At 58.6% G+C, this 12,560-nt stretch carries 9 protein-coding genes; 2 read left to right on the top strand and 7 right to left on the bottom strand.

Annotated features, from left to right (window positions below):
- Positions 1-365: 365 nt before the first annotated feature.
- From NTD81_RS20550 to NTD81_RS20535, 4 genes are all read right to left on the bottom strand, one after another.
- Positions 366-3,794, bottom strand: coding sequence for an AAA family ATPase (locus NTD81_RS20550; RefSeq protein WP_262184776.1), 3,429 nt, complete (start codon positions 3,792-3,794; stop codon positions 366-368).
- Positions 3,795-3,894: 100 nt separating this feature from the next.
- A complete protein-coding gene (locus NTD81_RS20545; protein ID WP_262184605.1) occupies positions 3,895-4,293 on the bottom strand; it encodes a DUF4440 domain-containing protein in 399 nt (132 codons plus the stop codon).
- 26 nt (positions 4,294-4,319) lie between these two features.
- Entirely contained in the window at positions 4,320-4,967 is a 648-nt protein-coding gene (locus NTD81_RS20540; protein WP_262184603.1) for a glutathione S-transferase family protein, read from the bottom strand.
- Positions 4,968-5,341: 374 nt separating this feature from the next.
- Positions 5,342-5,695, bottom strand: coding sequence for a TM2 domain-containing protein (locus NTD81_RS20535; protein WP_262184602.1), 354 nt, complete (start codon positions 5,693-5,695; stop codon positions 5,342-5,344).
- A 382-nt stretch (positions 5,696-6,077) separates the two neighbouring features.
- On the opposite strand from NTD81_RS20535, the gene NTD81_RS20530 reads away from it, so the two are divergent.
- Both NTD81_RS20530 and NTD81_RS20525 read left to right on the top strand, forming a co-directional pair.
- Complete coding sequence (locus tag NTD81_RS20530; protein WP_262184601.1) at positions 6,078-7,328, top strand: hypothetical protein; 1,251 nt, start codon at positions 6,078-6,080, stop codon at positions 7,326-7,328.
- Positions 7,329-7,428: 100 nt separating this feature from the next.
- On the top strand, positions 7,429-8,388 hold the full coding sequence (locus NTD81_RS20525; protein ID WP_262184600.1) for a flavin reductase: 960 nt from the start codon (positions 7,429-7,431) through the stop codon (positions 8,386-8,388).
- Positions 8,389-8,506: 118 nt separating this feature from the next.
- On the opposite strand, the gene NTD81_RS20520 is transcribed toward NTD81_RS20525, so the two are convergent.
- The 3 genes from NTD81_RS20520 to NTD81_RS20510 all read right to left on the bottom strand — a co-directional run bounded on the left by NTD81_RS20520 (position 8,507) and on the right by NTD81_RS20510 (position 12,392).
- The gene (locus tag NTD81_RS20520) at positions 8,507-9,433 is read right to left on the bottom strand and encodes a LysR substrate-binding domain-containing protein (RefSeq protein ID WP_262184599.1); all 927 of its coding nucleotides are present in this window, start codon (positions 9,431-9,433) and stop codon (positions 8,507-8,509) included.
- A gap of 87 nt (positions 9,434-9,520) precedes the next feature.
- Complete coding sequence (locus NTD81_RS20515; RefSeq protein WP_262184598.1) at positions 9,521-10,888, bottom strand: spinster family MFS transporter; 1,368 nt, start codon at positions 10,886-10,888, stop codon at positions 9,521-9,523.
- A gap of 82 nt (positions 10,889-10,970) precedes the next feature.
- Entirely contained in the window at positions 10,971-12,392 is a 1,422-nt protein-coding gene (locus NTD81_RS20510) for an OprD family porin (protein WP_262184597.1), read from the bottom strand.
- Positions 12,393-12,560 lie beyond the last annotated feature (168 nt).

Here is a 12,560-nt window from a genome sequence, read left to right as displayed (position 1 = left end):
AGCTTGTCGGGCAGCCACAACACCGCTTTGGCCTAAGTCATCGCCCTCAGACGCCAACCCTGCCAGCCCCCTCGAACAAACCCGCGTCCCTCGACCTGCCGGTTTAGCTGCGCTTGCTGTTTGATCCGCGTACGCAGGTGAGTCGCGTCAGCAAGCCGGCAGCGAACCCCACCGCCAGCGCAGCCCTGAATAACTCAGAGTGAATAACTGCACCCTGGTGGGCTCTCACGGATTACGCCGCTTTGCGGCTCATCCAGGCTACGAAAACTCAGGGCACACCATCTATCGCGTAGGGTGGATGGACGAAGCCATCCACCATCGGCACACCAATCATTCGGCTAATGCCGCGCGCTAAGGTTTACGGCTCAGCCCGTTACCGCATAGCGTTTATCCAGCTGGCTGTAGCCCATGCCCAGGCTCTTGTGCACTTTGAGCTGCACCGGGATGCGCTCTTTCAGGGCTTCGACGTGACTGATCACGCCGATCATTTTGCCGCTGGCATTGAGGCTATCCAGAGCATCCAGCGCCACTTCCAGGGTTTCGCCATCCAAGGTGCCGAAGCCTTCGTCGAGGAATAGCGAGTCAATGCTGGTTTTATGGCTGACCAGATCCGACAGCGCCAAAGCCAGGGCCAGGCTGACCAAAAAGCTTTCGCCGCCAGATAGCGTACGGGTGTCGCGGGCGGCATCGGCCTGCCAGGTGTCGAGCACCTCCAGCTCCAACTCACCACTGCCTTTACGCGCCAGCTGATAGCGGCCATGTAGGCGCTGTAGCTGTTGGTTAGCCAGATAGACCAAGTGATCCAACGTCAGCCCCTGGGCGAACTTGCGGAACTTGGCGCCATCGGCGGAACCGATCAGGCTATTGAGTTTTTGCCACAGATCAAACTGGCCTTGCTGCTGTTCGATCTCGGCAAACAGGCTTTGCTGACTGACGCGGCGCTGGTCATCGCCTTGTAGCTGGGCGCGGATTTCGCCTTGGCGCTGACTCAACTGTTTCAACTGTTCGGCCAGTTCTGCGAGCTGGGCGGCAAGCTGCTCGGCGCTCAGCTGCGTCGCCGGAGCTGCCTGCAAGGCTTGCCACTGCTGCTGAGCCGCCTGCTGTAAGGCTTGGGCGTCACTCAGGGCCTTGTGCAGGCGTTGCTGCAACTGCTGCAAGCCGGCGCGCTCCTCGGCGCCCAGCAAGGCCGCTAAATAGTCCGCCTCAGTGGCAAACGGGCTGCTCAGCAACCCAGCCTGCCACGCTTGTTCAGCCTGCTGAAGCCGGGTTTGTTCGTCCTGCTGGCGGGCCAGTAAGGTCTGCTGACTACCGTTCAGGGCTTGCTGGCGACGCTGGGCGTCTTCCACCTGCTGCTCGATTTGTTGCAGCAGGGTCTGCGCGTCTTGGCTCAAGGCCGCAACGTTGCGTTCGGGGAGCTGCAACTGCGTCCAGCGCTGTTGCCAGCGCTGCTGATGCTGCGCAAGCTGTTGCGTCTCGTGGTTTAACTCAGTCAGCCTCTGCTGCAACTGCTGGATTTGGCTTTGCGCCTGCTGCCAGGCTTGCCAATCCGCTTGGCGCTGGGCCAGCCAACGCTCACCGTCATCCGGCAGTGAATAACCGAAGGCGGACAGGGATTCGCCCAATTGCTGTTCATGCACCTGCGCTCGCTGCTGCAGCTGCGCCAGATCCGTTTGGACTTTGCGCTGGCGCTCATCGACGCTATGCAGCTGCTGCTGCAACAGCTTTACCTCGTGCTCGACGGCCTTGTATTGATCCAGGGCTTTTTGCTGCTGTTGGCGGGCCTGCTCATGGGCCTGCTTACGCTGCTCCAACTGATCCAGGCGCTGTTCAAGTCCCTGCATTGCCGTAGCCACTTGCTGTTGGTGGCCTGCCAACTCGCTGACAGCTGCCACCGGCGTGGCGAGCTGCGCGCTTAAGCTGTGCCAACGAGCGGCCAACTCTGTGCCGCTTTGCTGGCCGCGCGCCAGCTGTTGCTCCTGCTGCGCCAGGCTGGCGTCGATGCCGCTCAGCTCAGCCGCCAGCTGCTGACCTTTTTCCGTCAGACTTTCCAGCTCGCGGCGTTTGCGCTCAAGCACGCCTTGTGTGGAAGTCACATCCAGCGCCTGATAGCGCTCAATGGCCGGATGCTGATGAGAACCGCACAGCGGGCAGGCATCATCAGGCTGCAACTGCGCGCGATAAGCTTCCAGTTGCTGAATACGCTGCTCCTGTTCCAGCAGTTTCTCCTGGGCTCGGACCTGTTCTTTCAGGTCTTTGTAGCTGCCGCGCAGCTGCTCGCGCTCCTGAGTCTTAAGCTGATGCTGCTCGGCCAGGTTGGCGACACTGGCGCGCAGTTGTGATTGCTCCTGCTCATGGCGCTGACGATGGCCACTTAGCTCTAGCAATTGCGCGAGCACGCCGGCTTGCCCATGCAAGCGCTGCCAATCCGCGCGCAAGCCGGGCTCATCCTGGCCGGCCAGCAGCTCGTGCAGCGCCTGAGCCGCCTGCTCTGCCGCCAACCGGACGCTGTCGCAATGCTGCTGGCCAAGTTGTAAGCGCTGTTGCTGTTCCGCCAACCTGGCCTGGCACTGGTTGCTCGCCTGCCGGCCTGAGCGGTGCTCGTCCTCTGCCAGGCTAACGGCCTGCTGCATATCGGCCCGGGCTTTAAACTGCTCGCGCCAGCCGGCCAATTGCTCAGCCAATTGGCCATGCTGGGGATGCTCAGCCAACTGACGCTGCACCTGCTGTAACTGGCCGCTGAGCTGAGCGTGGATTTGCTGTTGCTGGCCCAGCAGATAAGTGCTGGCCTGCAACGCCTGCCAGGTATGGCTGGCGATCAGGTCTTCAACCTGGCGGCTCTCGGACTCATTAACGCGCAGCGCCTGCTCAGTCTGCGCCAAAGCCTGACGTGCTTGCTGCACGGCCTGATGCAGTGGCTGCAACGCTTGTGCCGGCTCACTACTGGCCAACCTAGCAAGCTGCGGCTGCGCAGCCTGTAACTCGCTGTGCGCCAACTGCTCAGTCTGGGCAAGCTGTGCCAATTGCTGTTGGGTTTTATCCAACTCACTGCGCCACTGGCGTTGGCGTTGCAGATCAGTGTTCTGCTGCTGTAGCTGTGCTTCGCGGGCTTGCACCTGCGCCGCGTCCTCCTGCAATTGCTCGCGCTGCTCTGCGCTGAGCAGCTCAACACCTTCGGCGCGGGCGCGTAGTTGATCCAGCTGCGCCTTCACCTCACGGGTTTGCTCAAACACGCGCTGGGAAATCTGCCCGTAGATATCGGTGCCAGTCAGTTCCTCCAGCAGCTCCGCGCGCTGGTTGGCGTTGGCCTCTAGAAACGCGGCAAAGCCACCCTGGGCCAGGAGCATGGACTTAGTAAAGCGCTCGAAGTCCAAACCGGTGAGTTGCTCGGTTTGCTTGAGTTTGTCGTTGATCTTATCGGTGAGAATTTGCCCATCGGCGATTCGCGCCAACTCGACCTTGGGCGCCTGCAACGCACCATCGGCTTTATCGCGGGCGCGGCGTTGGCTCCAGAAGGCGCGGTAGCCAACACCTTTAACCTCAAACTCAACCTCGGCCAAGCAGTCCGCAGTGTGCCGGGTCATCAGCTCATTGGCGCTGGCCGACAGCGTGCTCATACGCGGCGTGCGGTGATACAGCGCCAGGCAAATGGCATCCAGCAACGTGGTTTTGCCGGCACCGGTGGGCCCGGTAATGGCAAACAGACCGTTGTCCTTAAAGGGCTCGCCAGCGAAATCAATCTTCCACTCGCCCTTGAGCGAGTTGAGGTTCTTTAAGCGCAGGCTCAGGATTTTCATGCAGGTCAGGTCGCCGATCAGTGCAGATGAGACGAGCATTTTGTCACTGTTTGAGCGGTTATGCAGAGGCACCCAATAATTCGGCGGTGCCATGCATCCGTTAGGTTTTACTGCAAACCTCGAACGTAAATGGCTGCGCCGCAGGCGTACCTTGGTGAAAGAACAACTGCCAACCCTGCGCTTCCAGCCGCCAAATAGAGGATCGATGAGTATGCTGTAAAAAGTCCCCAGCAGAACTAAGGACGGCACTTTTATAGGTGAGTAGACAGACACCTTTAGCTAACTGGCTCAGGTTAAAAGCCTGACTGTACACAGGCATAAAAGCCCCTTCAGCCAGCATATGAGCGAGTATTTGCGCGCGCGAATAGCGAAGCCCAGAACGGCCAATTTCGTGAAACTCCGCATGCAGCAGTTGATCAACTCGCTGCCGGTCAAGCCGTACGGCAGGCTTATGCAGCTCTCGCTCAAGCGCCACCAAGCATTCCGTTAGAGGATCCATCAGCGTACCAGCCTTTGCGCAAAGGATTAAAAAGCCAACTTACCGCGCAGCTCAGCAAACGGCCGCATCACATGCTGACGATACGCCGGACGCGTTTGCAGGCGCGCGTACCAAGCCTCGACATGGGGCAGGCTGGGCCGCTCGATCTCCAGTTCAAAATAGCGATACAGATGAGTACCGGCCGGGATGTCGGCCAATGACAGTTGCTCGCCGGCTAAAAAGGGGCGCTGCGCTAACACGCCATCGAGCAAGACAAAGTACTGATTGCAAAGCTCAAGTTTGGCGCGCAATACCGCTTTATCCTGTTGCGCCTCTGGGGTGCGATAGCCCAGCCAAAATACGCCGCCGATAAAACACGGCTGCAAGCTGCACTGCGCCCAATCCATCCAGCTCTCGGCGACTGCCCGCTGCGCCGCTGCCGCTGGCCAGAATTGGCTGGCGCCATATTGCGCAGCTAAGTAACGCAATATGCTATGGGATTCCCAAAGTACGCTGTCACCGTCCTTGAGTAGCGGCACCCGACCATGAGGATTCATGGCTAAAAATTCAGGCGTATCGAGTAGGCCAAAATCACCGCCAGCATCGATATGCTGGTAATCAAGTTGTAATTCATCCAACAACCACAACACTTTTTGCACGTTAAACGCGCTGCGTCTGCCCCATATCTGCAACATCTGCGCCTCTCCTTGGCTTGGACTGTTAGCGGCCACTCAAAGTCAGTGACCGAGCAGTTATGCCAGCCCATAGATACCGACTCATCAGGCTGCAAAAACCAGCGGCCCACAAGTCATTCCCGACGTTCAGGCATTGCCTGAAATACCCGGCTGCTGCACGCGGCCAAAGCTCAGGCACTCAGGCGTACGCTTGCGAACTGGCTTCATCGGTCGTGATGCAATGAGTCGCCAGCTTAAGCCCAACCACGCGGCTTAAGATATGAGCCCTTAAAGTCGCCCCGCCAACACCACTAAAGCCACCAGCAAGGCTGCGAGGGCTTATCGCAGAAACAAAACAGCCCGTATAAACGGGCTGTTTGCGATCTATACAGGCACTAAACTTTTTGCCCGTATTTTTGTGCGAATGCTTCATCGCTCATAGTCAGGTAAATAATGAATTCGATGAAAGCCACAATCGACGGGATAAAGGTCCAGAAGAACAGCAGATACAACAGGCCCAGACCAATACTGCCCAAATAGAACTTGTGCACCCCAAAACCGCCCAAGAAAAACGCCAGCAAAGCGGCGGCGATACGGCTTTTACCGTTGGGCGCAACCACTCCTAATGAGCCAACAGCAGCAGTCTGGCGCACGCCACATTTAGGGCACAACTCGGCCTTGATGCTGATCACCGCAGCGCATTCGCTGCAAAACTTCTGGTCGGCGCCTTTTTGTACAGAATCGTTCATACAGTCCCCATTAACACTTACCGAGTGAGAGTTCTTGTTAGTCAACAGTGCCTTCAAGCACTTGGCGGCACCTACACAACTAATGACAAAGTCATAAGGGCAATTAGCCATTAGCGGCAACCAAGCAAGCTAGCGATATATCCAGAGGCTGTCCACGCTAATTCTAGAAAAGCGCTAATTGGCTAAGGCTTCAAACAAGTTAAACCTGCCGGCAAGTGCGTAAGAGCGGTAGGTGGCTAACTGATGGATAAACCATCTTGGCGCTGAACAGAAAAAGCCATGCATGAGGTTTTCTCATTCATCCTGCATAAATATGGTTTGAGTGGGGTTGGTCAGGCCACCTAAATTCTGGGCCTATAAAAACAACCCAAGGTAACCCGCCATGTCCTCCGCCTCCCTGCAAATGACTGTCAACGACACTAATCCTCGCCAAGCCTGCTGGCAGCAATATCGTCAGCGCGCCCTGAGCGCGGGTCGCGAATTTGTCGCAGCGGTCGATGCTGCACTGCCGGTCATCAATGCGCGGCGCTTTGAGTCGGAAACCCTGGGTCGCGTGCCGGATGAGAGCGTGCAGGCGATGATCGACGCCGGCGTGTTCCGCACCTTCACTCCTCTGCAATACGGCGGCCTGGAAATTGATCCGGCGTCGTTCTTCGAAGGCATTATGAAAATCGGCTCGGCCGACAGCTCGGCGGCCTGGATTGCCGGCCAGCTCAACTGCCACGCCTTTGAAATCGCCCTGATGAGCAAGCGCATGCAGGATGAGTTTTGGGCCGACGGCCCGGATACCCGCGCTTCCAGCTCCTACGCACCGATTGGCAAACCGGAGAAGGTTGAAGGCGGCTACCTGCTCAATGGCACCTGGACCTTCTCCAGCGGCGTAGACCACGCCCAATGGGTGATCTTAGGCGGCGCCGCACGTAACTTCGTGGTACCGGTCAGCGACCTCAGCATCGACCACAACAGCTGGGATGTTTCGGGCCTGAAAGGCACGGGGAGCAAGTCGGTGACCCTGAAAGATGTGTTCGTCCCCGACTACCGTATCCATGAGCTGGTCGACACCTACAACGATGCCAACCCAGGCTGGGAAGTGAACAACCGCCCGCTGTACTGGATGTCGTTCCTGGGCATTTTCAACTCCACCGCCACCAACACGGTGATCGGCACGGCGCTGTGCGGCATCAACACCTTTATCGAACAGTCCCGCGTACGCCTGACCCGCCAGGGCACCGGCGCGCCGATTGCGCAAAACCCATTCCTGCACCTGAAGCTGGCCGACGTGCTGACCAAGGTCCATGGCGTGCGTGAGCGTCACCTGAACAACTGGAAGTCGCTGTTCGAGCTGGCTTGCCAGGGCGAAGAGGCCACCCCCTTAGAGCGCATGCGCATTCGCTTCGAGTCGGCCGACGCCAACGCCACCTGCTTTGAAAGCTTCGCCTTGCTGTGGCCGATTGCCGGCGCTGCCGCCTCGGCTTCGGATAACGTCCTGCAACAGGTTTTCCGCGATCTGATGGCCGCCCGTAACCACGGCTCGGCTGGTCGCGAACTGGCCGCTGGGCAGTACATCAAGACCATGTTCGGTATGGAGCCGGCGCCGTTCAGCGACTTCGGCACCCTCGCCTATTACAAATAAGCCCCCCTCGTGGCGCTGCCAACCCGCAGCGCCCCACCACCTTGCGGCTTAACCACTAATAACAAGATCGCCGGCCACAGGCCGGACAAGGACTCCTGCAATGTCGCAGCCCGCTGCTTTATCCACCGACTCGCGCCTGCTCGAACAAGGCGACCCACTCAGCGATGGGCGTGCCTTCCGCCGCTGCCTGGGGCAATACCCTACCGGCGTGTCGGTGATCACCGCGCAACATGGCGACAAACGTGTCGGCATGGCCGCCAACTCCTTTGCTGCGGTGTCCCTGGACCCAGCCCTGGTGCTCTGGTCGGTGCGCTGCGAATCTTCCAGTGCGGCCACCTTTATGGCTGCCAGCCACTTCGCCATCAGCGTGCTGGCGGCGGATCAGGTCGAGGTTTCGCAGCTCTTTGGCAGCGGTCACGAAGAACGCTTCAACCGAGTACCTTGGACCGCCGGCGCAGGCAACGCGCCACTGATTGACGGCGCCATTGCCCACTTGCAGTGTCGCTTGGTGAAGGTCTATGAAGGCGGCGACCACTGGATTTTGCTCGGCCAGGTCGAGCACTACGCGCGCTTTGCCGGTGAGCCGCTGGTCTTCGCCCAAGGCCAGTACGCGGTCACGCAAAACCACCCGCAGCTCGCGGACAATCAAGCCAGTCAAAACAGCCCAGCCGGTGACGGCGACGGTCTGTTCACCAGCCTGCTGAACAGCGCCACCCAGCATATGTCGCGCCTGTTCCATGCCCACCGGCAAGAGCTGGGCGTCACCGCCGCCAGTGCGCGCTTGGTGAATATCCTGGCCTTGGGCGCGGCGAGCCTGGATGCCATCGAACACGAATCGCTGCTGGGCCGTGGCGCGATTGAGGACGCGCTGAATGAGCTGAGCAAGCAAGGCCTGGTGCAAAGCAACGCCGGCGAATACGCCTTGACCGAGGCCGGCTTGCTGCTGCGCCAGGCCCTGATTGCCCGCGCCACTGAATTTACTGCGCAGCAGCTGGCAGGCATCCCCGAAGCTGATCTGGCCGCCGCCAAGCGGGTGCTGCGCAAACTTCTGAGCAACTGAGCGTGAGCTAAGTGAGGCGCGGCTGAATCCAGTTACGCGCCTGTTACTTAGTGTTTATGGCCCTGCGGGGCCATTTTTTTTGCCTGCTGCTGAGCGCTCTTGATTCAGCCCTCACCAACTACTCAGGGCTGTATCGCCAGCGCGCTTCGGTTTGTCCCTGACACTGCTGCGCCTGCTCCTGCAACCAGGTTTTAAACAGCCGCACCTTGGGGTCGCTGTCGGCACCGGGAGCATGGGTGGTGCAATAGCCGCGCGCCGAGTCGAAGGTTTGCGGTACGGCCAGCACCAGACGGCCGCTGTCTAATTCCTGCTGAAATAAAAACAGTGGCACCAGGGCGAAACCTAAACCCGCCATGGCTGCTTCGGCCAGCAGCATCAGTTGATAGAAGCGCGGCGCCACGCCTAAATCTGGTGCAGGCAAATCAAAGTGCGCAAAGTACTCAGCCCAAAACCCACTGCTGGGGGTATGGGTTAGCAGCGGGCCCTGGATTAAATCCGCCGGGCCGCTGAGTTCGTGCCGTGCTTTAAGCGTGGGTGAGCACACCACGCCCATCAGATTCCCCACGGCCAGGAACTCACACTGCACTCCCGGCCAGGTGCCGGTGCCGTAGCGGATAAACAAATCCGCTTGATCACTGACCTGAGCCAGCTCCGCCTCGCCACCGAGAATATGCACATCAATATTCGGATACTGCTGCTGAAACGCCGGCAAGCGCGGCATCAGCCAGCGGATCGCAAATCCGGAGTTAACCACCAACTGCAACGCCTGCCCCGCCTGCTCATGACGCAGCTTGTGGGTGGCCTCTTCGATCAATAGCAGCGCCTGGCTGACGTCTTGGTAATAGGCCTGGCCGGCGTGGGTCAAGGTGATAAAGCGGCCATTGCGGTTAAACAGCTGCACCCCCAACTCTTGCTCCAGCGCTTGCACCATGCGGCTCACCGCCCCTTGGGTGACGTGCAACTGCTGCGCAGCCACAGTGAAACTTTGCGCCCGCGCGGCCGCGACAAAGCTGCGGATCGCATTAAGGGAAGGTAAACGCTGCATAGGCCATGGTTTCCGCTGACTTAAGTTCAGATGACACAAAAGCCCGCCAGGCATAACCGGGCGGGCTTGGGTCTAGCTTAACGGCTATTAAGCCGGTTTGGCCTCAGCCTGTTGCTGGGTGAAGGCGTCATTGTCACGTTCCTGCTGCTCCAGAGCCGGACGCAGATGGCGCAGAGAATAACGCAATACCACAAAGGCAATGATGCTCGCCGTGGTGGTGACGATCATCAGCGACTTGCCCAGTTGCTGCTGATCAGCAAATACGAAGTCAGTCAGCGAAGCGACGATGGTCGGCGCAATGCCTGCCGCAATAGTGGCCGTAACCAGCATGAAAATGGCCGTGGTCTGACCGCGCATATTGTTCGGCACCAACAGTTGTACGGTGGCGGCGATATACAGCAGGAACGACACCAGCACCACATCCACCACCGCATACATGGCCATAAACCAGTACGGATTAGTCATGCAGAAAGCAGCGATCGCCAAAGGTGGTGTCACGGCCAGCAGCCAAGTGTAGAAACGCACATGGGCATCGCGGATGCCGCGCTTGTACAGCCAGTCGATGATGACGCCTTTGAAGAGGATGCTCGACGCGCTGATCACGTTGACGATGGTCATCACCGGCGCATATTCCTTCGGCGACCAGCCAAACTCACGGGTGATGTAAGTGGGCACCCAGCTCACGAGACTCGCAGCCGCCACGGCGGAGAAGGCAAAGCCCAGCAACAGGCTGATAAACAGTGGCTTGTTCTGCCCCATGTAAGTGAACACGTTGACGTTGCCAGCGGCCGGTTTAACGTGGTTTTTACGCGCGGGCTCTTTAAAGGTAAAGGCCAGCAACGCCAGCAGAATGCCCGGCGCACCAATCAGCAACATGGCCAGACGCCAGGAGTTCACTTCGCCCACCAGCGGCAGCACCAAACCTTCGTGGGCCGCCGAATAGGCAATCACCCAACCGCCGACGGCGAAGGCGAAAGCAGTACCTACTTTCGGCCCCATGCCGAAAATCGACAAGGCGGTGGTCATGCGCTCTTTAGGAAATTTATCGGCAATCAGCGAGTAAGCCGCCGGCTGCAGACCGGCCTCACCAGCGCCAACGCCCATACGCGCGGCGAACAGGACGGGGAAGCTTTTCGCCAGGCCGGTCATCACCGTGGCTGCGGACCAGAACACGATGCCGCCAAAAATCACCCCACGGCGCGAAAAACGGTCAGTCATCCAACCCAACGGGTAACCGCATAGGCCGAAGCAAATGGCGAAAGCCGGCCCCATCAACAGGCTGATTTCAAAGTCAGATAAGCCCAGATCTTTCTGGATCGGGATCACCAGCATGTTGATCACCAAACGATCGAGAATCGAGATCACATAGAACATCAGCAGTACGCCGACCATCCACCATGGCTCGATCCGCTGCCACCAGGTTTGCTGCAAAGGTGCAATTGGCTTGAACGACATGGAACATCTCCAGAATTGTAATTATCACGCGACCTCAGGCTTAGCGGGCAGACCAAAGCGTGCCCGCTAAGTGGCGACAGACTTAGCGCAGAGGAATGCTGTACTCAGTGGTCAAGCGTGTTTCGGTCATGTCACGGGCGCCAGGCATCTCGGTTTTAAGCTTGCCCTGATCCAGACGGAACGCCAGGCCTTTCAGGCCGCCTTGCTGCACCGCATAGGTCATCGAGACGATCTGCACCTGCTCTTTTTTCGGTCCTTCGGCAGAGAGCGCGTTGGAGCCCTTGAGGTAGATCCAGTTGAGGTTCAAACCCGGCACGCCCAACGCCGTGAAGTCGTAGCCATAACGGACCTGCCAGGTGCGTTCGCCAGCGCGGGCAAACTTGTTCACCTGAATGTCACTGGTGATCGGCGCGATACTGCCGTCGCCCTGGTTCGGCCAGACGAAGTCGCTGTCGCCTTCACTGTGCTGATAACCCGCACCAAAGGTGTGCGCACCGTACTTGTAGCTGAACAACGCACTGGTTAGCTGATTGTCGACTTCACCCAAAGTCACGTCGTTGGCGTAGAAACCGCTGACCAGATACCCCTCCATCTGACCGTCGAAGCTGCGGTTTTTACCGTGGCCGGAGCTGTCGTAATGCCGAAAATCACCGGACAACACACCATCGCCAACGCGCCACTGGGTCAGGGCGCCGACCATATGCTGGGAATAAAAATCATCCATCTGCGCGTAGTAGTAGCGCAGGGTCAGGCTCGGATCGACGGTGTATTCACTGCCGAAGAACCAGAATTTATTGCTGTCTTGCGGGGTGCCAGGAATGCTCGCGCCGTACTTAGCCACGTTAGCTGGGGAGGCATAGCCACGGCGGCCCGGGTTGGCAGCGTTGATGCTCATCGAAATGCCGTCGCTAGAGGCGCGGCCCTTGGACTTATCAAACATCCCCGCGATGATGAGCAGGTCATCGATCTCGCGCGAAGTAATCATCGTGCCTTCGAATAGCTGTGGCGCGATGCTCCCGGTCGAGGCCTGCACAATCGGCATCCGGGGCTGGTGCGCACCGTAGACGATCTCGGTTTTCGACACGCGGATTTTAGGGTTCAGGTACGCCCAGGAGAAATCATCCACCGAGCTTTCATCGCTCTCGCGAGGGAACAAAATCGCCGGCTGGCGTGATGAATTGGGATCACCGGCCTTGCCGCCGGAGTCGAGCTTGAGGCCATAAAAAGCCGTCACATCGGCGCCGAAGCCTACGGTGCCCTCGGTGTAACCAGAGCGGGCATTGAGGATAAATCCCTGGCCCCATTCGGTCAGTCGAGAACCGCCGGCGCCATGGCCCGAACGGAAGTCATTGTCGTAGTAGAGGTTACGCAGGCGTAACGTGGCTTGAGAGTCTTCCAAAAAACCTGCGGCGCTTGCGCTACCCGCAACAGAACAACCAATGGCCACGCAGACAACACAGCTCAGGCGCGAGAGAGTGCCTGGAAACTTATTAATACCGGACATGTTTTTTCTCTTGTTTTTGTAGTAACGCCCGGCTTATGCCCTCCATGCCGTGAATAAAAACAGTCCCTTGCACCGAGCTTGGGCAGCAGTATCAAAATCGCTGCAAAAAGCTTCAATTGAAACTTACTCAGTAGTGCACCCTATGCACAACGCGCACAATTTCAGCCG

This window comes from Pseudomonas sp. 5P_3.1_Bac2 (assembly GCF_025465995.1).
Taxonomy (GTDB): Bacteria; Pseudomonadota; Gammaproteobacteria; order Pseudomonadales; family Pseudomonadaceae; genus Aquipseudomonas.
The sequence above is the reverse complement of the archived record's forward strand: the minus strand, read 5'-3'. Positions and strand labels throughout refer to the sequence as shown.

Excerpts from the sequence above, each read along its gene's own strand:
- NTD81_RS20510 (WP_262184597.1), bottom strand. The coding sequence starts at position 12,392 with ATGTCCGGTATTAATAAGTTTCCAGGCACTCTCTCGCGCCTGAGCTGT.
- NTD81_RS20550 (WP_262184776.1), bottom strand. The coding sequence starts at position 3,794 with ATGAAAATCCTGAGCCTGCGCTTAAAGAACCTCAACTCGCTCAAGGGC.
- NTD81_RS20520 (WP_262184599.1), bottom strand. The coding sequence starts at position 9,433 with ATGCAGCGTTTACCTTCCCTTAATGCGATCCGCAGCTTTGTCGCGGCC.
- NTD81_RS20525 (WP_262184600.1), top strand. The coding sequence starts at position 7,429 with ATGTCGCAGCCCGCTGCTTTATCCACCGACTCGCGCCTGCTCGAACAA.
- NTD81_RS20530 (WP_262184601.1), top strand. The coding sequence starts at position 6,078 with ATGTCCTCCGCCTCCCTGCAAATGACTGTCAACGACACTAATCCTCGC.
- NTD81_RS20545 (WP_262184605.1), bottom strand. The coding sequence starts at position 4,293 with ATGGATCCTCTAACGGAATGCTTGGTGGCGCTTGAGCGAGAGCTGCAT.
- NTD81_RS20540 (WP_262184603.1), bottom strand. The coding sequence starts at position 4,967 with ATGTTGCAGATATGGGGCAGACGCAGCGCGTTTAACGTGCAAAAAGTG.
- NTD81_RS20535 (WP_262184602.1), bottom strand. The coding sequence starts at position 5,695 with ATGAACGATTCTGTACAAAAAGGCGCCGACCAGAAGTTTTGCAGCGAA.
- NTD81_RS20515 (WP_262184598.1), bottom strand. The coding sequence starts at position 10,888 with ATGTCGTTCAAGCCAATTGCACCTTTGCAGCAAACCTGGTGGCAGCGG.